This window comes from Actinomadura scrupuli (assembly GCF_050971785.1).
GTDB classification, from domain to species: domain Bacteria; phylum Actinomycetota; class Actinomycetes; order Streptosporangiales; family Streptosporangiaceae; genus Actinomadura_E; species Actinomadura_E scrupuli.
Map to the genome: position 1 here is coordinate 776,379 of NZ_JBPCCU010000001.1, position 21,698 is coordinate 798,076.

22 protein-coding genes and 1 tRNA gene are annotated in these 21,698 nt (G+C 71.0%); 7 read left to right on the plus strand and 16 right to left on the minus strand.

Going from position 1 to position 21,698, the window contains the following annotated elements:
- Positions 1-24 precede the first annotated feature (24 nt).
- The 3 genes from ACRYCC_RS03605 to rdgB all read left to right on the plus strand — a co-directional run bounded on the left by ACRYCC_RS03605 (position 25) and on the right by rdgB (position 2,265).
- On the plus strand, positions 25-777 hold the full coding sequence (locus tag ACRYCC_RS03605) for an MBL fold metallo-hydrolase (protein ID WP_433808636.1): 753 nt from the start codon (positions 25-27) through the stop codon (positions 775-777).
- Positions 778-841: 64 nt separating this feature from the next.
- A complete protein-coding gene (gene rph / locus ACRYCC_RS03610) occupies positions 842-1,561 on the plus strand; it encodes a ribonuclease PH (protein WP_433808638.1) in 720 nt (239 codons plus the stop codon).
- A gap of 62 nt (positions 1,562-1,623) precedes the next feature.
- Positions 1,624-2,265 carry an RdgB/HAM1 family non-canonical purine NTP pyrophosphatase gene (gene rdgB, locus ACRYCC_RS03615; RefSeq protein ID WP_433808640.1) on the plus strand — a complete coding sequence of 214 codons (642 nt, stop codon included), beginning with the start codon at positions 1,624-1,626 and terminating at the stop codon, positions 2,263-2,265.
- A 91-nt stretch (positions 2,266-2,356) separates the two neighbouring features.
- On the opposite strand, the gene ACRYCC_RS03620 is transcribed toward rdgB, so the two are convergent.
- The 6 genes from ACRYCC_RS03620 to bcp form a co-directional block, all read right to left on the minus strand.
- Positions 2,357-3,307 carry an anti-sigma factor RsbA family regulatory protein gene (locus ACRYCC_RS03620; protein ID WP_433808642.1) on the minus strand — a complete coding sequence of 317 codons (951 nt, stop codon included), beginning with the start codon at positions 3,305-3,307 and terminating at the stop codon, positions 2,357-2,359.
- Positions 3,304-4,191 carry an MEDS domain-containing protein gene (locus ACRYCC_RS03625; protein WP_433808644.1) on the minus strand — a complete coding sequence of 296 codons (888 nt, stop codon included), beginning with the start codon at positions 4,189-4,191 and terminating at the stop codon, positions 3,304-3,306. Before ACRYCC_RS03625 ends, ACRYCC_RS03620 begins: the two co-directional genes overlap by 4 nt.
- A 103-nt stretch (positions 4,192-4,294) precedes the next feature.
- Positions 4,295-5,284: an anti-sigma factor RsbA family regulatory protein gene (locus ACRYCC_RS03630; RefSeq protein WP_433808646.1), complete on the minus strand. Its 990-nt coding sequence runs from the start codon at positions 5,282-5,284 to the stop codon at positions 4,295-4,297.
- 203 nt (positions 5,285-5,487) lie between these two features.
- Positions 5,488-5,561 (minus strand) — tRNA-Leu (locus ACRYCC_RS03635).
- Positions 5,552-6,037 carry an HNH endonuclease signature motif containing protein gene (locus ACRYCC_RS03640; protein ID WP_433808648.1) on the minus strand — a complete coding sequence of 162 codons (486 nt, stop codon included), beginning with the start codon at positions 6,035-6,037 and terminating at the stop codon, positions 5,552-5,554. The genes ACRYCC_RS03635 and ACRYCC_RS03640 overlap by 10 nt, the downstream gene beginning before the upstream one ends.
- Before the next feature lie 63 nt (positions 6,038-6,100).
- Positions 6,101-6,568, minus strand: a complete 468-nt coding sequence (gene bcp / locus ACRYCC_RS03645; RefSeq protein ID WP_433808650.1) for a thioredoxin-dependent thiol peroxidase — start codon at positions 6,566-6,568, stop codon at positions 6,101-6,103.
- 172 nt (positions 6,569-6,740) lie between these two features.
- Between bcp and ACRYCC_RS03650 the strand changes: the two genes are divergently transcribed.
- Positions 6,741-7,043 carry a DUF3618 domain-containing protein gene (locus ACRYCC_RS03650; protein ID WP_433808652.1) on the plus strand — a complete coding sequence of 101 codons (303 nt, stop codon included), beginning with the start codon at positions 6,741-6,743 and terminating at the stop codon, positions 7,041-7,043.
- Between the two features lie 47 nt (positions 7,044-7,090).
- Here the strand turns inward: ACRYCC_RS03650 and ACRYCC_RS03655 are convergent, their stop codons facing one another.
- The 7 genes from ACRYCC_RS03655 to ACRYCC_RS03685 form a co-directional block, all read right to left on the minus strand.
- Positions 7,091-8,374, minus strand: coding sequence for a family 4 glycosyl hydrolase (locus ACRYCC_RS03655; RefSeq protein WP_433808654.1), 1,284 nt, complete (start codon positions 8,372-8,374; stop codon positions 7,091-7,093).
- Positions 8,375-8,434: 60 nt separating this feature from the next.
- Positions 8,435-9,547 (minus strand): carbohydrate kinase family protein, encoded by a 1,113-nt coding sequence (locus ACRYCC_RS03660; protein ID WP_433808656.1) that lies wholly within the window; start codon positions 9,545-9,547, stop codon positions 8,435-8,437.
- Positions 9,537-10,199, minus strand: a complete 663-nt coding sequence (locus tag ACRYCC_RS03665; protein WP_433808658.1) for an SIMPL domain-containing protein — start codon at positions 10,197-10,199, stop codon at positions 9,537-9,539. The genes ACRYCC_RS03660 and ACRYCC_RS03665 overlap by 11 nt, the downstream gene beginning before the upstream one ends.
- A gap of 222 nt (positions 10,200-10,421) precedes the next feature.
- Entirely contained in the window at positions 10,422-11,642 is a 1,221-nt protein-coding gene (locus ACRYCC_RS03670) for an amino acid deaminase/aldolase (protein WP_433808660.1), read from the minus strand.
- A 40-nt stretch (positions 11,643-11,682) separates the two neighbouring features.
- Positions 11,683-12,675, minus strand: a complete 993-nt coding sequence (locus tag ACRYCC_RS03675; protein WP_433808662.1) for a CE1 family esterase — start codon at positions 12,673-12,675, stop codon at positions 11,683-11,685.
- 141 nt (positions 12,676-12,816) lie between these two features.
- Positions 12,817-14,928, minus strand: a complete 2,112-nt coding sequence (locus tag ACRYCC_RS03680; RefSeq protein ID WP_433808664.1) for a hypothetical protein — start codon at positions 14,926-14,928, stop codon at positions 12,817-12,819.
- Between the two features lie 94 nt (positions 14,929-15,022).
- A complete protein-coding gene (locus ACRYCC_RS03685; protein ID WP_433808666.1) occupies positions 15,023-15,478 on the minus strand; it encodes an NUDIX hydrolase in 456 nt (151 codons plus the stop codon).
- Between the two features lie 283 nt (positions 15,479-15,761).
- On the opposite strand from ACRYCC_RS03685, the gene purU reads away from it, so the two are divergent.
- The 3 genes from purU to ACRYCC_RS03700 all read left to right on the plus strand — a co-directional run bounded on the left by purU (position 15,762) and on the right by ACRYCC_RS03700 (position 18,464).
- A complete protein-coding gene (gene purU / locus ACRYCC_RS03690; protein WP_433808668.1) occupies positions 15,762-16,643 on the plus strand; it encodes a formyltetrahydrofolate deformylase in 882 nt (293 codons plus the stop codon).
- A gap of 127 nt (positions 16,644-16,770) precedes the next feature.
- Positions 16,771-17,982 (plus strand): M20 metallopeptidase family protein, encoded by a 1,212-nt coding sequence (locus ACRYCC_RS03695; RefSeq protein ID WP_433808670.1) that lies wholly within the window; start codon positions 16,771-16,773, stop codon positions 17,980-17,982.
- Between the two features lie 44 nt (positions 17,983-18,026).
- Positions 18,027-18,464, plus strand: a complete 438-nt coding sequence (locus ACRYCC_RS03700) for a CsbD family protein (RefSeq protein ID WP_433808672.1) — start codon at positions 18,027-18,029, stop codon at positions 18,462-18,464.
- An 87-nt stretch (positions 18,465-18,551) separates the two neighbouring features.
- Here ACRYCC_RS03700 and ACRYCC_RS03705 read toward each other — a convergent pair whose 3' ends face one another.
- From ACRYCC_RS03705 to gcvH, 3 genes are all read right to left on the minus strand, one after another.
- Positions 18,552-19,931: an L-serine ammonia-lyase gene (locus ACRYCC_RS03705; RefSeq protein ID WP_433808673.1), complete on the minus strand. Its 1,380-nt coding sequence runs from the start codon at positions 19,929-19,931 to the stop codon at positions 18,552-18,554.
- Positions 19,932-20,038: 107 nt separating this feature from the next.
- Complete coding sequence (glyA, locus tag ACRYCC_RS03710; protein WP_433809909.1) at positions 20,039-21,310, minus strand: serine hydroxymethyltransferase; 1,272 nt, start codon at positions 21,308-21,310, stop codon at positions 20,039-20,041.
- Complete coding sequence (gene gcvH / locus ACRYCC_RS03715) at positions 21,307-21,693, minus strand: glycine cleavage system protein GcvH (protein WP_433808675.1); 387 nt, start codon at positions 21,691-21,693, stop codon at positions 21,307-21,309. Before gcvH ends, glyA begins: the two co-directional genes overlap by 4 nt.
- Positions 21,694-21,698 lie beyond the last annotated feature (5 nt).

The following is a 21,698-nucleotide window of genomic DNA, read 5'->3' on the forward strand; positions in this document are numbered from 1 at the left end:
GTCGGATCGAATGAGGAGTGGAATATGCGCGTCACAGTGATCGGTTGCTCCGGTAGTTTCCCCGGGCCGGAAAGTGCCGCCTCATGCTATCTGGTCGAGGCCGAGGGATTCACCCTGATGATCGATCTCGGTAGTGGCGCACTCGGCTCGCTGAAACGTCACCACGGGCTGTACGACATCGACGCGATATTCGTCTCCCATCTCCACTACGACCACTGCCTCGACCTGTGCGGCTACTGGGTGGTGCGCCGCTACCATCCGGCCGGTGCACTCCCCAAGATCCCGGTGTTCGGCCCCGCCGGCACGGCACAGCAGCTGGCGCGCGCATGCGGGCTCGATCCCGACCCCGGCATGCGCGAGGCATTCGACTTCGAGACGTTGCTTCCCGGCTCGTTTGATATCGGGCCCTTTGCGGTGACCACCGACCGTATGAATCATCCGGTGGAAACGTACGGCCTTCGCGTCGAACACGGCGGCAGTGCATTCGCCTACTCCTCAGATACCGGTGAATGCGACACCCTGGTGAGGCTCGCCGATCAGGCAGATCTCTTCCTCTGCGAGGCGTCGTGGGCCGACCAGAGCATGTCGCCGGATCTGCACCTGACGGGACGGGAGGCCGGCGAGCACGCCGCCCGTGCGGGGGCGGCCAGTCTCGTGCTCACCCATCTGATCCCCTGGGACGACGACGGACCGGAACGCACTTTCGCCGAGGCCAAGGAGAGCGGCTTCTCCGGCAGCATCGCGCTCGCCCACGAGGGCGACGTCTACGAGATCTGAGCGGGTGATCCCGGCCGGCGAGATCCCGTGCCGGTAACCCGATCGCGGTCGATAAGCTGAGGTCATGTCCCGCCCCGATGGTCGTGCGACCGACCAGCTCCGTCCCGTCCGTTTCCAGCGAGGCTGGCTCGACAACGCGGAGGGTTCCGTGCTCGTCGAGTTCGGTGGCACCCGCGTGCTGTGCGCCGCCTCCGTACAGAACTCGGTGCCGCGCTGGCGGCGGGACAGCGGGCTCGGCTGGCTGACCGCCGAGTACGCGATGCTGCCGCGCGCCACCAACACCCGTAACGACCGCGAGTCGGTGAAGGGCAAGATCGGCGGGCGCACCCAGGAGATCTCCCGGCTCATCGGCCGGTCGCTCCGCGCCTGCGTGGACTTCAAGGCGTTCGGCGACAACACCGTGGTCCTGGACTGCGACGTGCTGCAGGCCGACGGCGGCACTCGCACGGCGGCCATCACCGGGGCCTACCTCGCCCTGGCCGACGCCGTCGCCTGGATGACCGAGCGCAAGCTGACCAGGGGCAATCCCCTGATCGGCTCGGTGGCCGCGATCAGCGTGGGGGTCGTCAACGGCGAGCCCCGGCTGGACCTGTGCTACGAGGAGGACGTCGCCGCCGGCACCGACATGAACGTCGTCTGCACCGGTGACGGAGCGTTCGTCGAGGTGCAGGGCACCGCCGAGGGACAGCCGTTCGACCGGTCCGAGCTGGACGCGCTGCTCGACCTCGCCCTGGGCGGTTGTGCCGAGCTCACCCGCCTCCAGCACGCGGCACTGTCCGCCTGAGACCCCGCCGTCCGGCGCCCGCGTCTCCGCACCGCGGAGCTCACGAAGGTAACGCAGAGGGTATGAAGATCGTCCTAGCGACCCGGAATCCCGGGAAGATCGTCGAACTACGCCGCATCCTCGACGAGCTCCGGGCGGACGACCCGGATGGGCGGCTCGCCGGCTTCGACGTGGTCGGGCTGGAGGAGTTCCCGGACGCGCCGGACGTGCCCGAGACGGAGCTGACCTTCGCCGGCAACGCGCTGCTCAAGGCACGGGCGATCGCCGCCCACACCGGGCTGCCCGCGATCTCCGACGACTCCGGGCTGTGCGTCGACGCGCTGAACGGCATGCCCGGGGTGCTCTCCGCGCGCTGGTCGGGCCGCTTCGGCAGTGCCGCGCCGGACAAGGACTTGGCCAATCTCCACCTCGTCCTGGACCAGCTCAGCGATGTCGCGCCCGATGACCGGGGCGCGCACTTCGTCTGCGTGGCCGCGCTGGTGCTGCCGGAGCGCGGAGAGCACACCGTGGAGGGCCGGATGGACGGCCGGATCATCGAGGCGCCTCGAGGTGACGGCGGCTTCGGTTACGACCCGATCTTCATGGTGGACGGCGACACCCGGACGAGCGCCGAGCTGACCGCGGCGGAGAAGGACGCCATCAGCCACCGCGGCAAGGCGCTGCGGGCACTGGCCCGGCTGCTGCCCGAGCTGCTGGCGGGCTGAGGAAACCCCCCGGCCATCACGACCTGAGAGCGGGCCCAAGCCGTGACCACACGCCGGCCGGTCGCCTCGCCCCGGCTCGGGCGCTGATCGGTCAGTGCCCCGGCGGCTCGGGCTGCAGCCGGGTACGCAGCCGTACGACCGTGCCGGACCAGCCGGTGCGCACATGCACGGCGTCCACCAGCATCCGGGCGCCCCACAGCCCCTCGAAACCGGTGCCGGGCTCCGGCGGGAGGAAGCCGACCAGCCCATCGGGCCGCCAGTGGCCGAAGTCGACCACCTCGCAGACCACGAAGTCGTCCTCGCCCCACAGCCGCAGCTCCATCGGCGGCGACCCGTGCTTGATCGCGTTGCCCACCACCGAGTCCACGGCCTGCCGGAACTTCGCCATCTCCAGCCCGTGCATCGCCAGCCGCCGGGCGTGGCTCTCGACGAACCGCCGCACCCCGCGGAGGTCCTCCAGTCGCTCGAAGGACAGCGTGACCGGCAGTTCCGCCGGAGCGGGCAACGGCATCCGGTCGCAGTCGACGCCGAAGCGCTCGGGGTCGTCGTAGCCGCGGTTGCGGTGCGTGCCGTGCCAGCCGACCAGCATCGGATGCGTCCGCCGGGCGGCGTCCAGAACCTCGGGGGCCGCCCGCCGGGTGTCGTACCCGCAGATCACCTGGGCCGGGGTGGTGGAGAAGGCGGCGTTCACCACCGCTTCGTACCGGGACCATTCGACGGTCTCCAGCGGGGAACGTCCCGGCAGGAAGGGCTCGGCGAGCACCCGCACCCGGCGCGGCGCGACGGCGTGCACGATGTCGTTGTAGCTCGCGATGGTGCGGACCGGGTGCTGGTAGAAGGTGGCCGCGTCGATGAACCGCACGGGGCCCGCGTCGGAGCCGAGCATGTCGTGCAGCGCCGCCGAGCTGGGCCCGGGGACGACGGCCAGGACCTCGTCGTCCGCCTCCAGACCGGCCTTCAGGAAGGGAACGGTGGCGGTGAGGAACTCTGCTTCACCGCCGTACAGCAGTGCCTGGTGCACAAGCCTCTCGTCTCTGCTCACGATGCGGCTCCCCGCCCGCGGGAGATGCCGGGCAGCCGGTGCCAGCCCACCATCTCGATCACTTGCTCGACGTCCGGGCGGAGATTGTCCAGGACGAGCCCGCCGCCCTTGGGCAACTGCATCGCGTAGACCGCGAGCAGATTCAGTGCGCCCAGATCGATGAAGCTGAGCCGGGTGAAGTCGAGGTGGACCTTGCTCCTGGTCACCGCCACCGCCACCGACGAGAGCGTCTCGGCGAACACGGCGTGCCGTGCCCCGTCGAGTTCACCTTCGAGCCGCAGGCCGTGCGGCGCGAACGTACGGGTGATCTTCAGAATGCCGTCATCGAATTCGGGGTTCACTTCCACGAGTACCTCGTGAGTGTTCCTAAGGGCGGTGAGCTCGTCGGGGCTGCAACTACTCCGATCGACCTGGCAGATCGCCATGGTCATGGTGCTCGGGGCGACGGCGGCTTCGAAACCCTGCTCACAGCCGAGCATGAGATCCGAGCCGCCGGGCTCCCGCAGTGCCCAGCCCATGTCCGCGGTGACGCGGACGGCCCGGTAGCCCTGGTCGAAGGCGACGGAGATCTCCTGGTCGAGTGTCATCAACATCCGGTCCGGATCGAACCGGCCATGGGTCCGGCAGGCCTTGTCCGGCGGGATCAGCCGCAGCTGTCCGACCTCGGTGAAGGGCGTGGGGTCGATACCGTAGCGAGTCAGCAGACCGGGAAGCTCCAACGGCCGGGAGTCGGTGACGTAGACGACCTTCTCCTGGGTCTTCAGGCCGTCGAACACGAAGTCACCGATCACGCGGTTCTGCTCTTCGCCGTTGGCGAAGGCCAACCACGCATGATCGCCGGGGCGCAGGTCGCCCACGGGCCGTTCAGCGAACCAGGTCTCCATCACCCATCCATTGCGGTTCTGGTAGATCTGCCTAGCGTACGCCGTCCACGGTTGATCAGGAGGCGAATGTTTTGCCGTCATGTGAGCGGATCGGCGTGAAAAGTCATGCCGCCGTCGCCATGTGAAGTCGTATGGTCGTGCCCGTCAGCCCGGTGCGCACCTGCACCCGGGAGCAGAGCAGGCGCACCGCCCACAGCCCGAACCGGCCCGGCGCGGAGGGCCCCGGCGGGACCAGGCTGAGCCCCGGGGCCGGCTTCCAGTGACCGCGGTCGCTGATCTCGCACACCAGCATGCCGGTGGCCGGATCCCGCCGCGACCCGGCCGTGACGTCGCCCGGCTCGGTCCACAGCCGCAGCGTGATCGGGGGAGTACCGTGCCGGATCGCATTCGTGGCCACCTCGGTTACCGACATGAGTAGGTGCTGCATCGCCGAATCCATCAGCGCCGCGTCCCGCCCGTACTCCGCGACGTAGGCCCGCAGCCAGTAGAGGTCCTCGGTGTCGATCCGCAGGCTCTCCGCGAACGAGGGCGGCGGCGGGAGCGGCCGGCGGTCGATGATGGAGGTGTACGCCCACGGATCCAGGTACGCGGGATTGACGCGATGCTCCCCGTCGTGCACCGCCACCGGATGGGTGCGCCGGGCCCCGTCCAGGATCGCCGGCGGCAGCGACCGCACGTCGTAGGGGCACAGGATGGACGCGCCGGTGCCGGCGAACGCGACGTTCACGATCGCCTCGATCCGCTGCCAGTCGGCGATCTCCGACGGCGTGCGGCCGTGCCAGATCGGCTCCCCGAGCAGCCGCAGCCGGCGGCCCCGCGCCGCCAGCTCGTCGGCGAAGGCCAGGCACTGCGCGAGCGTCCGGGCCGGATGGTGGTAGAACGTGACGTCCTCGATGAACTCCACCCGCGCCGCCGCGCCGCCCAGGCGCTCCCGGAGCATCCCGAGGTTGGCCCGGCCGCCGATGGCCAGCACCACGTCGCCGGTCTCGGCGCCCTGGCGCAGGAACGGCAGGGCACCGGACAGGAAGTCGCGCTCGGAGGCATAGGGCAGCGCCTCGTGTGACACGCCCGCCGTCACCACTGTGCCGTCCATGCGCCTGCCATCCCCACCGGATAGATCCGACCAAAATACGCCCGTCGCCAGGCCGGCCGCACGATCGCTTTTTCAGATGATGAACAGAAGGTAGGGGGTTGTAGCCTCCCAGTTAGCGCACGCGCAGGGGCGCGCAGGTGCCGACCGCGCTGCGTGATCCTGGAAAGCCTAATGGGCGGCCATTCGGCCGCCCATCAAAGGTGTGGGGTCGGCGAGATTCGAACTCGCACTGTAATGGACCTAAACCATTCGCCTCCTGCCGTTGGGCTACGACCCCGCTTTCGCGTTCTTGATTCTACCAGCATAGGTCGGGGTCTGCGTATGGCAGTTCGGGCAGAGGAAGCGGAGGTTCTCCCGGCGATTGTCCAGGTAGTCCCCGTTGATGTGGTCGACATGCAGTATCAGCGGCTCGCCGTTCCATTCGGTGATTCCGCATCGTCCGCAGCGGTACGGCACGCCGACCTGGTGCAGGGCGCTTCGCAAGGTCGCGCGCTTTGCTCGGTTCGAGCCGGGTGGGCTTATCACGAAGATTTGCTCGGGCCTCCTGCGGTGCGGAGATTCCCGGCCTCGATAGTGAGCCTTGCCTAAGAAATGCGATGTATCGATCTCGAACTTCTTCAACTGACGGCTGATGTGGGCGTGCATTCCGCCGGAGCCCGGAACTCCCAGGTAACGGAGAACGCCGGCGACGCTGATCGACGCCGCCGCCGCTTCGGCGAGAAGTTCGGGGGTGTACTTTCTGTATCCTGACATGAATTGAAGGTAACGCCAGGGTGTGACAATTCCGCGACGGGCGCTCACTCTCCGGAGTGCGGGTCAGGCGTTGAGATCCTTGCGGAGGCGGGCCACGTGGCCGGTGGCCTTCACGTTGTAGTAGGCCTTCTCGATCTTGCCCTCGGCGTCGATGAGGAACGTCGACCGGATCACGCCGATGGTGACCTTGCCGTACAGCTTCTTCTCCCCGTACGCCCCGTAGGCCTGCAGGACCTTCTTGTCGATGTCCGACAGCAGGGGGAAGGTCAGCCCGTCGCGGTCCCGGAACTTCGCCAGCTTGGCCTCCTTGTCCGGGGAGATGCCGATCACGGTGACGCCCTCGGCCTCCAGCTCGGGCAGCGCCTCGTTGAAGTCGATGGACTCCTTGGTGCACCCGGGGGTCATGGCCGCCGGGTAGAAGTAGAGGATCACTCGCTTGCCCCGCAGCGACGACAGCGCCACGGGCTTGCCGTCGGCGTCGGGGAGGGTGAAGTCGGGGGCGGCGTCACCGGGCTGCAGGCGTTCGGTCACAGGACATTCCTTCCGGTCATGGTCGGCTCTCACCGTACCCGGGCCGGTGCCGGACATGGGGGATCACCGGCCGTGCTGGGGGTCTGGGCGCGGTCTACAGGGTAAGGTCCTGGCACACTCTGATCACAATCATGTGCTGCTGGACGGACGCTCGAACGATAAGGACACCGCAATGGCCGACAGAGCCCGCGACCCGGAGGCGCTGGAGCGGGAGATCGAGCGCACTCGCGATGAGCTGGCGCGCACCATCGATGCGCTCGCCGAGCGGGTGAGCCCCAAGAAGGTGGCCTCGCGCAGCGTCGCCCGGGTGAAGGAGGAGGCCGGGAACGTCGCCGCCGCCATGGGGACGATCGTCGCACGGCCGGATCCCGAGGACCACGAGGCGATCACGCGGCGCAACACCGCCGTCCTGGTCGGCGCGGGCGTCGCGCTCACGGTGACCGTGCTGGTCCTGTGGCGCCGGAGCCGTCGCTGATCCGGGCGCTCGCCCCGCTCAGACCGAGGTGATGACGCCGCCTCGGCTCACCCCCGGTGGGTGAACTGCGGCAGGTGGGCCGCATGGGCGGCGAGGCCCTCCTCGAGGATCTTCTCCGCGGTGTCCTTGCCGCGCACGAAGGGGTGCGCCATGAGGGCCTGCAGCGCCACCCGCCGGTCACCGGTGGCGGCGGCGTCGGCGGCCAGCCGCTCGTACTGGTGGACGGCCTGGGTGAGGCCGCGCACCGGGCGCGGGAGCGAGCCCATGACCAGCGGTGTCGCGCCCTGACGGCCGACGATGGCCGGCACCTCGACGATCGCGTCGTCCTCCAGTGAGGAGATCGCGCCGTCGTTGACGGTGTTGACGATGATCCGCCGCCGCTCGTCGCGGGCGATGGCGCAGATGACCTCGACCGCGAACTCGCCGTGCTCCCCGCCGCCCCGGTCCCTGCTGGGGTCGGGGTCGTCCCTGGCGGCCTCCGCGGCGACCTGCTCGTAGTAGGACGGCAGCATGGCGAGGATGTCGTCGGCCCGGGTGGTGCCCTTGGCGCGGAGCTCCCGTACGACCTCGTCGTGGAAGAAGTAGTACTTCGCGTAGGAGTTGGGCAGGAAGCCGAGGGCCTTGGCGAGGGAGGCCATCCGGGACGGGTCCCGCCACGGGGTGGCGCCGCCCGAGGGGGGCTGGAGCGCGGCGAGCCGCGCGGGCAGGTCGATCTCGCGGCCGTCCAGCCGGACCCGGGTGGCCCAGGTGGCGTGGTTGAGCCCGATCCAGTCGGCCTCCAGCCGCTCGGAGGGCAGGCCGAGCAGCGAGGCCCACATCTCGGTGTCGCCCACGTGCTGGTCGCAGAGCCCGAGGATCCTGGTGCCGGGGGCGTACCGGGTGACGGCGTCGGTGACGACGTTGGTGGGGTTGGTGTAGTTGATGATCCAGGCGTCCGGGCCGGCCAGCCGTGCGATCTCCAGCAGCACCGGCACGGATCGGCAGGCCATCAGGAACCCGCCCGGGCCGGCGGTCTCCTGGCCCACCACGCCGTGCCGGAGCGGGATCGACTCGTCCAGCCGCCGCGCGGCCATCCCGCCGGGGCGGAAGGTGGTGAAGACGAAGTCCGCTCCGTCCAGGGCCGTCTTCAGGTCGGTGTGCGGCACGACGGTGAAGCCGGCGCCGCGGGCGGCGAACATGGCCGTCGCCAGCCGGGTCATGACCGCGAGGTGATCTGGATCGAGGTCGTGGAAGGCCAGCTCCGTCCCGGCCAGCTCGGCGGACCGGTGCAGCAGCCCCCGGATCACCCCGGGCATGTAGCCGCTGCCGGCTCCCACGATCGCGATCTTCACTGCTCTCCCCCCTCTGCGTGATCATGCAATCGATCGACGAACGATTGCATGATCACGGAGTCAGTCGGTGTGGCGCAGGGTGGGCTGGGCGCGGGCGACGGCGTAGGCGCCCTCGTCGAGCCCGCTCTGCGGGATGTAGGGCACGATGAACGAGTAGTCGGACAGGACGTCGGCGGGCACCTCGGTGTCCTCGCCGAACGTCGCGATGTCGCCCCAGCAGGGCGCGCCGAGCGAGCCGCTGAGATGCCGGACGGAGAGCCCGGCGCACAGGTTGGCGAACTTCAGCCGCTGGGCCAGCGGCCACCGGGCGAGGGTGCCGAACACGAACCCGGCGGCGAACACGTCGCCCGCACCGGTGGGGTCGACGGCGCTGACCGGCAGCGCGCCGGCCGAGGCGCGCTCGCCGGTGGTGGAGTCGATCGCGATGGCGCCGTCCCGCCCGAGCTTGACGACCACGACGGGCAGCCGCTCGGCGAGTGCGTCGAGCGCCTTCTCAGGGCTGCTGGAACGGGTGTACGCCATCGCCTCGACCGCGTTGGGCAGGAACACGTCGACGTGCTGGAGCCGGTCGAGCACCTCCGCGGACCAGGCCTCGGTGGGGTCCCAGCCGAGGTCGGCGAAGACGGTCGCGCCCTGCTTGCGCAGGGAGATCGCCCACTCCGGGACGGGCCGGTCGATGTCGAGGAAGCAGGTGCGGGCGCGGGGCGGGACGTCGACGAGCCCGGTCGTGGGCAGCGGTGGCGGCGGCGCGTAGGTGATCATGCTGCGGTCCGAGTCGTACGCCATCGAGACCGTGACCGGGGTGGGCCAGCCGGCGAGCTGGCGGGACCAGCGGAGGTCGACGCCCTCCTGCTCGGACAGCGTCCGCCAGAGGTACGCCCCGAAGAGGTCGTCGCCGACGGCGGCGGCCAGCCCGACGCGCAGGCCCAGCCGGCTCATCGCCACCGCGATGTTGGCGACCCCGCCGGGGGCCGAGCCGAGCCCCTTGGTCATCAGCTCGGTGCCGGGCGGGGGCAGGAACGGCAGCCCGGTGAAGATCATGTCCATGAAGATCTGGCCGCTGAGGAAGACGTCGAGGCCGTCGTCGCCGTCGGCGTGCAGGGGCTGGCCGCCGAGTTCCCGCTCGGCACAGGGGTCTTGCAGGCTGGGGGAGGGCGGCGGATCAGAGGTCATCGGGTGCCGTCGCGGTGAAGCTGGCCTCGACCGCGGCCCGGACGGTCTGGGTCTCGGGCTCCAGGTCGATGGGCTCGGGAGCGGACTGGGCGCGCATGAGGTCCCCGGCGGCGGCCAGCGCGTAGCCCTCCCGCTGGGGGTGGGTGGTGAGCCCCTCGTCGGCGAGCTCGACCAGGCCGGTGAGCCGGCAGCCGAGCGCCTCGGCGTATTCGCGGGCCCGGCCGACGGCCTCCCGGGCGGCCTGGTGGCGCGCCCGGCGGTAGACCGGGCTGTCGGGGCGCAGCGCCCAGGTGGGGCCCTGGACGGCGGTGAGCTCCAGATCGCCGAGGCGGGTGACGAGCTCACCGAGCACGCCGAAGTCGGTGAGGGTCACGTGGATGCGCACGGTGCCCTGGTAGCGGTGGACCTTCTCGTCCCGGCGGCGTTCTCGCATGACCGGCTGGACCACCAGCCCGGTGGTCTCCAGCCGCTCGACGGCCTCGCCGTAGGTCTTGATGAGGTCGAGGCACTGCTGGTTGCGCGCGCTGAGCCGGTCGAGGGTCCGGCGGCGGTCCATATCGCGTGCCTGCAGATGCACGGTGAGCTCGGCGATCTCCGGCTCGACCTGCAGGACGGTTTCGCCGCGCACCCTGATCAGGGGATCATCGGACATTGAACCGCCTTAGAAGGGTTCGACTTCTCCACGATAGTGCAGTGGCCGGAGAGCTTCCGGGGTTGAGGGCACGCTGCTACTACAGCATGCGGCTATGACAAAACCCGGGTCACCGGCGCCCGTGACGCGCCTTCGCCGACGGCGTCGTCAAAGGTTTGAGGGCCGGGCGGGACCGCCGCCACCTGGCCGGCTCACCCGCTGACCCGGTTCACAGGCGTTCTCTCAGAGGAACGTCTTGCCCTCGCCGCGGTAGGTGGGCACGGACCGCACCACGCGGTCGTTCTCCACCAGGTGCAGCTCGGCGAAGCGTTCGCACAGCTCGCCGGCCTTGGTGTGCCGGAACCAGACGCGGTCCCCGACGCGCAGCAGGTCGGCCGCCTTGCCCAGGAGCGGGGTCTGCACCTCGCCGGCGCCTTCGGAGCCGCTGAAGGACAGCCCGGTGGGCAGGTACGGCTGGGGCAGCCGCAGCTTGTCGCCGGGGCCGGAGGCCAGGTAGCCGCCGCCCAGCGCGGTCACGATGCGGGGGGCGGGCCGGCGTACGGCCGAGAGCGCGAACAGCGCCGCGGGGTGGCCGCGGAAGTTGGTGTAGTAATCGAACAGGTGGGGCTGGTAGAGGCCGGAGCCCGCGGCCACCTCGGTGATGGCCTTCTCCAGGGTGGTGGTCTCGACGCTGCCGGTGCCGCCGCCGTTGACGTGCTCCAGGTCGGGCCGGCCCGCGGTGGCGAGTACGGCTCGTACGGCCTTGACGATGGCGGCGCGGCGGCGGGCCAGCTCGACGCGGGATCTGGCCTGCAGCACGCGGATGGCGCGGGCCATGATCGGGTTGCCGGGAGGGGCGTTGCCGACGCCGGCGATCTGCGACTCGTAGGCCATGATGCCGACCAGCGTGAAGGCGGGACGCTTGACGATCTCTTCGGCGAGGCCCGCCGCCTGCGCGGGGGTGACGACGGGGGAGCGGCGGGCGCCGACCCGCAGCCGGCCGCGCAGTGCGTAGTAGGCGGCGTCGACGTCCATCCAGACCCGGATGGGCGCGGTCTCGCCGGTGGTGCGCTCGGCGAGGACCTTCTCGATGAGCTCCAGGTGCTCGACGGAGTCCACCATGATCGAGACGATCCCGGCGAGGTGCTCGTCCGCGGCCAGCTCGGCCAGGGCGGTGCGGTCCGTGGTCGGGTAGGCGACCATGATGTCGTCGCTGACGCCCTGCCTGGCCAGCCAGAGCGCCTCGGGAAGCGTGAACGCCATGACGCCCGCGAAGCCGTCCATGGCCAGCACCTCTTCGAGGAGGGCGCGGCAGCGGACGGACTTGCTCGCCACCCGGATCGGCTTGCCGTTGGCCCGCCGGACGAGGTCGGCGGCGTTGGTGCGGAAGGCCTTGAGATCGACGATCGCGAACGGCGGTTCGAGGTCGGCCGTCGCGGTGTCGTAGCGCTCCCGGATATTCATACGGGTCAGAGTGTCATAAAACGTTAAACATGAAAAGTCTTCATGATGGTCGCGGATGGGCCGCGAAGAACTCCCACAGTTGCGCGCCGGCGGTGCTCGGCCAGTGATGCGTGCCGCCCTTGATCCGGCAGAAGGAGACCTCGGCGCCGTTCCCGCCCTTGCCCGTCGCCGTGCACTCGGCCGAGGCCCGGCTCAGGTCCCGGCTCAGGCCGGTCTGGCGCAGGCCGGGCAGCTTGTTGGCCTTGCGCCAGAAGTCGACCGCCTGGGACACCGGGGGGAAGGGGCGCCGGTCGTTGAAGTCCCGGTTGCCGCCGCCGTTGTAGGGCACGCTGCGGTCCGCCGTGCCGTGGAAGATGAGTGCGGACACCGGGCGGCCCGGGTGGCAGCTCATGACGAGGGCGCCCTCCACCACTCCGATCGCGGCGACCTTGCCGGGGCCCTCGCAGGCCAGCCGGTAGGCCATGCCCGCGCCGTTGGAGAACCCGGTCGCGTACACCCGTCTGCCGTCGGCCAGCCCGGAGTCGACGAGCTTGTCGATCAGCTTGGTGAGGAAGCCGACGTCGTCGACGTTGCCGATCTTGGCGGCTCCGCAGCAGTCGCCGGCGTTCCAGGTGGTCATGAACCCGTCGGGGTAGGCGACCAGGAACCCCTTCCGGTCGGAGAGGTCGTCGAAGCCGGTGAGCTTCCGCATGCCCTGCATGTTGCTGAGGCCGCCGTGCATGGCCAGCACCAGGGGCAGCGGTTTGACGGGCTTTCCGTTCCGCCAGCCGCCCTTCGTGAGCTGGGCCGGCACGTGCAGCAGGTATTCGCGGTGCCCGACCGTGCCCACGTCGAGCTTCAGCTTGAAGGTCCCGGTGCCGGTGGGGATCCCCTGCACCGTCGTGGGACGCCGGCCGCCGCCCTTCTGGCCGCCGCTCCGCGGGCCCGCGCTCTCGCCGCCCCCGCCGCCCTGGCCGCTCTGGCTCTTGCAACCTGCCAGTCCGGCGGACAGCAGGAGGGCGATCGTCGCCAGCAGCATCAGGGCCCGTCGCATAGCAGCGAACCTAACCCGGTCAGACCCGGGCAAACCAGTGACAAGTGTCACCCGAGTGCCCAGAGGGACGGAGCGGCAGGTCAGGCGGCCTGCCCGTGGGGGGCGCACTCGGCTGGGCGACCGGCACCGAGCCCCCGGCCACTACGACGGCCCGGCGGACCGTGCGCTCCGAAGCGGCGGGCCCGCGAGCGCCGGGCGAGTCCCGGCGGCGGCCACCTCCGACCGGAGCACGTGGGCGCAGACGGCCACCGTGACGGGCACCGTGACGGTCAGCCCCAGCGCCAGGATCGAGACCCCGGAGTCGTTCACCACGGTGCCCAGCAGCACCGTGACCAGGGCGCCGGCCAGTCCGGCCCGCAGCAACGGGGCGCGCTCGAAGGCCTGCCGCAGCAAGGACCCTCCGGCCCGCCGCGGCCGTGCCAGCACGACCACCAGGAACAGGAGCGCGGCGACCGCCACGGAGGTCAGGTCGGGGTTGGTGAAGCTGTGCAGCATCGCCGTGGTCTTGCGGCTCACCACCGGCATGCCCTGGCCGGCGAGGAGGTCGCCGAAGAACCGGCCGAGGTGTGACCGCTGGTCCGGCGGCCGCAGGTGGTCCAGGAAGGCCACCCCGAGTACGACCGCCGTGGTGGCGGCCCCGAGCAGGCCCAGCTTGACCCGCGAGACCCGGCGGCCGGAGACGAGCAGGACGGTCACCGCCAGGCCGGGGATGAACGCGATCATGCCGCCGAGGTCGCTGCCCCAGCCGGCCCAGCCGTCCAGCGCCGCCACCCCCAGCGAGATCGTCACCACCGACGCGAGGGCGGCGCGGGGCCTGCCCTTGGCCCGCAGCCGGTGCGCCAAGCCGCAGACCGCCAGCAGGGTCGAGGTGGTGAGGACGGCGAACCCGATGTTGCCCATCCCGTAGTAGCGGAAGCCGCCGATGGGGGAGTAGCCCATGAAGCTGTTGAACTGGAGGGTGCAGCCGGTGAGCTGGTCGGCGGCCAGGACGAGCGCGGAGACGGCGGCGACGACCGACCCGGGGCCGAGCGGATGACGGCGCCAGGGACCGCAGAGGGCGATGCCGACCACGAGCAGGTCGAACGCGGCGATGCCGCCGAGCACCGCCTCCGCCGGATGCCGGGACTGCGGCCACGGCAGCAGGTTGACCAGGAACACCGAGACGGGGAACGCCGCCGCCGCCAGCGCGACGGGCTTGACCAGGAGCAGCGACCGGCCGCGCCGCCACAGCGCGACCGCGGCCGCCGCGTACACCGTGAGCTGGCCGATCATGAACCAGTGGTAGAAGTCCCGGCCCACCGGGCGCAGCACCTCGGGCGCGGCCGCCTGGCCGGTCAGATGCCGGATCGTGGCGATCGGGCCCGGGGCCTCGGCCCCCGGGCGCCAGGGCGTGCCCACCAGCCCGTCCGGGGCGGGGACGCCGATCGCGGCCAGGACGGTCGCCGTGACGTCGGGCAGGATCACCAGGTCGGGACGGCGGGTGGAGGCCGACCCCAGGTACCTCCCCGCGGTGCCCTCGCCCGCGGCGAGGGCCACCCGCAGCCGGGCGTACCGGCGGTCGTCGCCGACCCCGGCGACCAGGACGGTGGTGCCGGCGGAGATCCGCGCCAGGATCGAGCCGACGGCGGTGTCGATCCCGCGTACGACGTCGGCCCGCCGTGATCCCCGTACGGTGGCCAGGTCGTCGAGGGCGGCGATGGTCACCGGGCAGCGCGTCCACAGCCCGCGCTCGGCGGAGGCCACCGTCGCGGCGTAGTGGTCGACCCGGCCCGCGCCGTCCGCGGCGGCGAGGGCGGCGCCCGGCCCCACGGCGGTGACGCACCGCCCGGCCCGGTGCACGGCGTCGCCCAGCAGACCCAGCCGGGTGGGGAATCCCAGCCCGGTGTTGTACTGGCGGATCCCGGGGAGGTCCGCGACCACCACGCCCTGCCCGCTCGGGTCCAGCCGGGGCGGGCGACGGCACAGCGGCCCGGTGGCGGCCCGGGCGCCGGCGGAGATCGTCACCCAGCCGTCCGCCGGGCAGGTGAAGCGGCCGATGGTACGGGCGGACAGGCCGCCGGTGGCGCTCCGGCCGACCAGGCGGAGCAACTGGGGAGAGCGATCCTGCGTGATGTCGGCCCAGCGCAGGCCCGGTACGCCGATCAGCACGACATCGCGGGCGGGCCCCGGCTCCGTACGGGCGCCGGCGGACGTGCCCGGCCAGCAGAGGACCGCTGAGATCGCCATCAACAGCACGGCCGTGCGTCTCGACATCCAGGGCCCCCGCCTCAACCTGTGCAGTCCATGGTCCGAAGACCGGTCTGAAGGGTCCTGCCCCTGTCCGAGTTAAATGATCATCAACGGTTTCTCATCTTTGCCGCCGCATCAGTGCGGCCAGGACCTCGAGCAGCCGCGGTGGGTCGACGTCGTCGAGCGACGGGATCTCCTCGGCGGTGAACCAGCCATTGCCGAGGTAGGTCTCGTTCTCCTCGGCCGTGAAGGCCGCGGGCGCCGCGCGCACGGTTCCCTCGAAACGGGCCAGATAGAACGGCTCCACCTTGCGGTAGTGCACGCCGTTCCAGTGGAAGTCCCGGTCGACCGGCACCGAAAGGTCCAGTACGGCGTCGCCGGGCAGCCCGGTCTCCTCCTCCAGCTCGCGCCGGGCGGCCGCCAGCGGGCTCTCGCCCGGGTCGAGCCCGCCGCCCGGGGGCTCCCAGAAGTCGCGCTCGCTCACCGGGTCCCGCCACCGCAGCAGCAGGATGCGGCCGGTCCCGTCCACGCAGACGATCCGTACCGCCGGCCGGTCCTGCGGCGACTCGACCACCCGTCGTCTCCCTACGCCCCGATGTATCCGGATGAACACCCGGATGATGACAGACAGACCCCTGATGACGGCCTGGGTGGATCCCTCTCGCAGGCCCGGGGGCTATGGCCGCTATGCGGAAACCCGCGCGCCGCCCGCTGCGTGCCGACCCCCCCGGTGGCCGGGCCGGGATCGGCTGACCGGCCGCGGCGGACGGCATAGACTCGAAATGCTCACCCTGGGTGACCTGATCCGTACGCTCCCGGATGGCGGGCGGCGTGACCCCACACGAACGAGAGAGCCGATGAGCGCGGTGTACATCCTGACGTTGTCCTGCCCGGACCGCCCCGGCATCGTGGCGGCCGTCTCAGGGGCACTGGCGGAGCGCGGCTGCAACATCCTGGAGAGCCAGCAGTACGGCGACGCGGCGACGGGCCGATTCTTCATGCGCGTCCAGTTCGCCGGGCCCGGCCGTCCGGCCGACGCGGCGCAGGCGTACCCGGGCGGTGAGATGGACGAGCTGCGGGGGGCCTTCGCGGCGCTGGCGCGCGAGTTCGACTTCGACTGGCGGCTGCACGACCGCGGCGAACGGCCCCGCGTGCTGATCATGGTCTCCAAGGGCGGGCACTGCCTCAACGACCTGCTGTTCCGGGTGCGCTCCGGGCTGCTGGACATCGACGTCGTCGCCGTCGTGTCCAACCACCCCGATCTGCGGCCGCTCACCCAGTCGTACGGTATCGACTACCACCATCTGCCGGTGGCCCCCAAGGGCAAGGCCGCGCAGGAGGCCGAGGTGCTCACCCTGGTGCAGCACTACCGCGCCGACCTGGTGGTGCTCGCCCGCTACATGCAGATCCTCTCCGACGACCTCTGCTCGAAGCTGGCCGGCCAGGTGATCAACATCCACCACTCGTTCCTGCCGAGCTTCAAGGGCGCCAAGCCGTACCACCAGGCGCACGCCCGGGGCGTGAAGCTCATCGGGGCCACCGCCCACTACGTGACCTCCGCCCTGGACGAGGGGCCGATCATCGAGCAGGAGGTCGCCCGGGTGGACCACACCCAGGGGCCGGAGGAGCTCATGGCGGTCGGCCGGGACACCGAGTGCCTGGCCCTGGCCCGCGCGGTCCGCTGGCACGCCGAGCACCGCATCCTGCTCAACGGCGACAAGACCGTCGTCTTCCGCTGAGCCCACCCCCATCGCCGCGATAACTCCGTTCCGGAGGGCGGTGCGGTGCAACGCTGGTCCGCCGAGGGCCCGTTCCTACGGGCATAGCCTGACCGTGACGTGCGAGGCCGATAGGCGGAGGTGCCCCATGGCCATGACCGATGACGCTGCGGACCTCAGGGACGACCTCGTACGGCTCCGGCGGGAACTGCACCGGGAGCCGGAGATCGGGCTGGAGCTGCCCCGCACACAGGAGCGGGTCCTCGGCGCGCTCGACGGCCTGCCCCTGGAGATCACGACGGGCGAGCGGATCTCGTCGGTGACCGGTGTGCTGCGCGGTGGCCGCCCGGGGCCGACGGTGCTGCTGCGCGGCGACATGGACGCGCTGCCGGTGACCGAGCGGACCGGTGTCCCCTACGCCTCGGCGGTCGAAGGGGCCATGCACGCCTGCGGCCACGACCTGCACACCGCCATGCTGGTCGGCGCGGCCCGGCTGCTGGCCACGCGGCGGGCCGAGCTGGCCGGCAGCGTCGTGTTCATGTTCCAGCCCGGCGAGGAGGGCTTCCGCGGCGCCGAGCACATGATCGTCGAAGGGGTGCTGGAGGCGTCCGGGGAGCGGCCGGTCGCGGCGTACGGACTCCATGTGGCCTCCTCGCTGCTGCCCAACGGCTGGTTCGCGGCCCGGCCGGGGCCGGTGCTGGCGGCGGCCGACCAGGTGCGGGTGACCGTACGCGGCGTCGGGGGGCACGGTGCACAGCCCCACCTCGCCAAGGACCCGGTCCCGGCGGCCTGCGAGATGGTGCTGGCGCTGCAGACGTTCGTGACCCGGGCCTTCGACGTCTTCGACCCGGTCGTGCTCACCGTCGGCAGCTTCCACGCGGGCACCAAGGAGAACGTCATCCCGGACTCCGCCGAGTTCGGGGTGACCCTGCGCTCGTTCTCCGAGGTCTCGCACGCGCGGATCAAGGACGGCGTGGTGCAGGTGGTGCGCGGCATCGCGGCGGCCCACGGGCTGACGGTGGAGATCGAGTTCTTCATGAGCTACCCGGTGACGATCAACGACGCGGCCGAGACCGGCTTCGCGGAGGCCACCATCGGCTCGCTGTTCGGCCCGGACCGGTACGTGCCGCTGCCCAATCCGCTGACCGCCTCGGAGGACTTCTCCCTGGTCCTCAACGAGGTGCCGGGCGCGTTCGTCTTCCTGGGCGCCTGCCCCGCCGATCGCGACGTCTCGACCGCACCCTTCAACCACGCCGCCGACGCCGCCTTCGACGACGGTGTCCTCCCCGACGGCGCCGCGCTGCTGGCCGCACTCGCTCAGAGGCGGCTCACCGCAGATGCCGAGAGATTGGTGACGTAGAGTGGGTATTGGGTGACATGTAGTCACCATTGGGGGGATGTCAGATGAACAACCTGAACTCCAAGCCCGAAGACACCTCGGGCACGGCGAAGAGCGCCGCCGGCGCGGCGGGGAGTGCCGACACGGCGAGGGCCGCCGCCAGGGCCGGCAACGCCGCAGGCAAGGCGGGCGCCGGTACGTCCAGGACCGGCGCTGGTACGTCCAGGACCGGCGGCGGTGCGTCGAGGAACGGCGCCGGTGCGTCCCGGGACGACACCGGTGCGTCGAGGACCGGTGGCGGTGCGTCGAGGACCGGCGGCGGTGCGTCGAGGGCCGGTGCCGGTGCGTCGAGGAACGGCGCAGGCAAGGCGGCCGGCGACAAGCGGCCCGATCGCGAGGGCAAGGCCGACGAGGTCCAGCCACACGCCAGGGAAGCCGCCGAGGAGGCCAAGGACAAGGTCGGCGACGCCGTCGACAAGATGAGGCGGATGTTCGGCAAGTAGCCCGGACCGCTGGGGGCCGGTGGCGCCGAGGCCGCGCCACCGGCCGTCAGCACCCCATGACGTGCGCACTCTTCCGGGCGCTCCCGGTCAGCACTCGATGACGTTGACGGCGAGGCCGCCGCGTGAGGTCTCCTTGTACTTGTCGAGCATGTCGCGGCCGGTGTCGCGCATCGTCTTGATCGCCTTGTCGAGGGAGACGAAGTGCCGCCCGTCGCCGCGCAGGGCGATGCGGGCCGCGCCGATCGCCTTGATCGAGCCGACCGCGTTGCGCTCGATGCACGGCACCTGCACCAGGCCCCCCACCGGGTCGCAGGTCAGGCCGAGGTTGTGCTCGATGCCGATCTCGGCGGCGTTCTCCACCTGCTCGGGAGTGCCGCCCATGATCTCGGTGAGCCCGGCCGCCGCCATCGAGCACGCGGAGCCCACCTCCCCCTGGCAGCCCACCTCGGCACCCGAGATGCTCGCGTTCTGCTTGAACAGCGCCCCGATGGCCCCGGCGGTGAGCAGGAACCTGATGACGCCGTCGTCGTCGGCGCCCGGCACGAACTTGTCGTAGTAGTGCAGCAGCGCGGGGATGATCCCGGCCGCGCCGTTGGTGGGCGCGGTGACGATACGGCCACCGGCGGCGTTCTCCTCGTTGACCGCCAGCGCGAACAGCGTCACCCAGTCCATGGCGGCCAGCGGGTCCTGGCCCGTCTCGGTGGTGAGCTTGCGGTAGAGCTGGTGGGCGCGGCGGCGGACCTTGAGCCCGCCGGGGAGCAGGCCCTCGTTGGCGCAGCCCCGGCTCACGCACTCGCGCATGACCCGCCACAGGTCCAGCAGCCCGTCGCGGATCTCCTGCTCGGAGCGGCCGAACGCCCTCTCGTTCTCCAGCATCAGAGCCGAGATCGACAGCCCGGTCTTCTGGGTGAGCTCGAGCAGCTCGGCGGCCGAGCCGAACGGATGGGGCAGCAGCGTGTCATCGGCCTTGATCCGGTCCGCGCCGGTGGCGTTCTCGTCGACCACGAAACCGCCGCCCACCGAGTAGTAGACCCTCGACCGCAGCTCGGCGCCGTCCGCGCCGTACGCGGTGAAGCGCATGCCGTTGGGATGGCCGGGCAGCGACACCTTGCGCTCGAAGACCAGGTGTTCGCCGGTCACGAAGGGCACCCGCGGCCCGTCCGGGCCCCACAGCCGCAGCGTGCCGTTCTCGCGCAGGGCGGCCAGCCGCCGCTCGACGGAGTCGACGTCGACGAGTTCGGGTTTGTCGCCCTCCAGGCCGAGGAACACCGCCTTGTCACTGCCGTGGCCCTTGCCGGTCAGCCCGAGCGAGCCGTACAGGATCACCTGGACGCCGGTGACGGACGGCAGCAGGCCGTCGCCGTGCAGGCCCCGGGCGAAACGGTGGGCGGCCGCCATCGGCCCGCCCGTGTGCGAGCTCGACGGCCCGATGCCGACTTTGAACAGATCGAATACAGAAATGGCCACTGCACTACCTCTTTGTAGCTCCGTAGCGCCCCCAACTTCCGTGATCATGCAATCCATCGACGATGGATTGCATGATCACGGAGGGGAGTGGGTCTTGGCGGGTGACCTCAGAGGTCGGGATAGAGCGGGTGGGCGTCGGCGAGGGCCGTCACCCGGGCCTTGAGGGCCACCGCGTCGTAGGAGGGCTGGAGCGCCAGCGCCAGGATGTCGGCCACCTCTGTGAAGTCGGCGGTCTGGAAGCCCCGGGTGGCCAGCGCGGGCGTGCCCACCCGCAGTCCGGAGGTCACCATCGGCGGACGCGGGTCGTTGGGGACCGCGTTGCGGTTCACCGTGATGCCGATCTCGTGCAGCCGGTCCTCGGCGTCGCGCCCGGTGAGCTCCGAGTCGACCAGGTCGACCAGCACGAGGTGCACGTCCGTGCCGCCGGTCAGCACCGTCACCCCGGCCTTGGTGGAGTCCTCCTCGAGCAGCCGGGCCGCGAGGAGCCGCGCGCCCTCGATGGTGCGGGCCTGCCGCTCGCGGAACTCCTCCGAGCCGGCGATCTTGAGGGCCACGGCCTTGGCCGCGATCACGTGCTCCAGCGGGCCGCCCTGCATGCCCGGGAAGACCGCGGAGTTGATCTTCTTGGCGTACTTCTCGCGGCACAGGATCAGGCCGCCCCGCGGGCCGCCCAGCGTCTTGTGCGTCGTCGTGGTGACGATGTCGGCGTACGGCACGGGCGAGGGGTGCAGCCCGGCCGCGACCAGACCGGCGAAGTGCGCCATGTCGACCATCAGCAGCGCGCCGACCGAGTCGGCGATCTCCTGGAAGGCCGGGAAGTCCAGCTGCCGCGGATAGGCCGACCAGCCCGCCACGATCATCTTGGGCCGGTGCTCGGCCGCCAGCGTGGCGACCTCGTCCATGTCGACCAGGCCGTCCTCCGCCCGCACGTGGTAGGGCACCACGTTGAGCGTCTTGCCGGAGTAGTTCAGCCGCATGCCGTGCGTGAGGTGACCGCCGTGCGCCAGGTCGAGGCCCAGGATCGTGTCGCCGTGCTGCAGGAGCGCGAAGTAGACCGCGGTGTTGGCCTGCGCGCCCGAGTGCGGCTGCACGTTGGCGTGCTCGGCCCCGAACAGGGCCTTGGCCCTGTCGATGGCCAGTTGCTCGGTGACGTCGACGTACTCGCAGCCACCGTAGTAGCGCCGGCCCGGGTAGCCCTCGGCGTACTTGTTGGTCAGCACCGAGCCCTGCGCCTCGAGCACCGACACCGGAGCGAAGTTCTCCGAGGCGATCATCTCGAGGGTGTGCTGCTGACGGCCCAGTTCGGCCGCCACCGCCGCGGCGACCTCCGGGTCGACCTCGGCCAGTGACCGGAACATGCTGCTGCTCATGGCAGTCAGGACTCCTCGATGAGCTTGGCGTACGACGCGGCGTCCAGCAGGTCGCCGGGGTCGCCGTCGAGCCGGACCTTGAACAGCCAGCCCTCGCCGTACGGATCCGTATTGATCATGGCGGGGTCCTCGGTCGCGGCGGTGTTGACCGAGGTGACCTCACCGGAGACCGGCGCGTAGACATCGCTGACCGACTTGGTGGACTCCGCCTCGCCGCACGGCTCACCGGCCTCGACGGTCGCACCCTCGTCGGGCAGCTGCACATAGACGATGTCGCCCAGCGCGTCGGCGGCGTACGCGGTGATCCCCACGGTGACCACTCCGCTCTCGCCGTCGAGACCGGCCACCCACTCGTGTTCCTCTGTGTATCGCAGCTGCTCGGGAATGCTCACTTGTC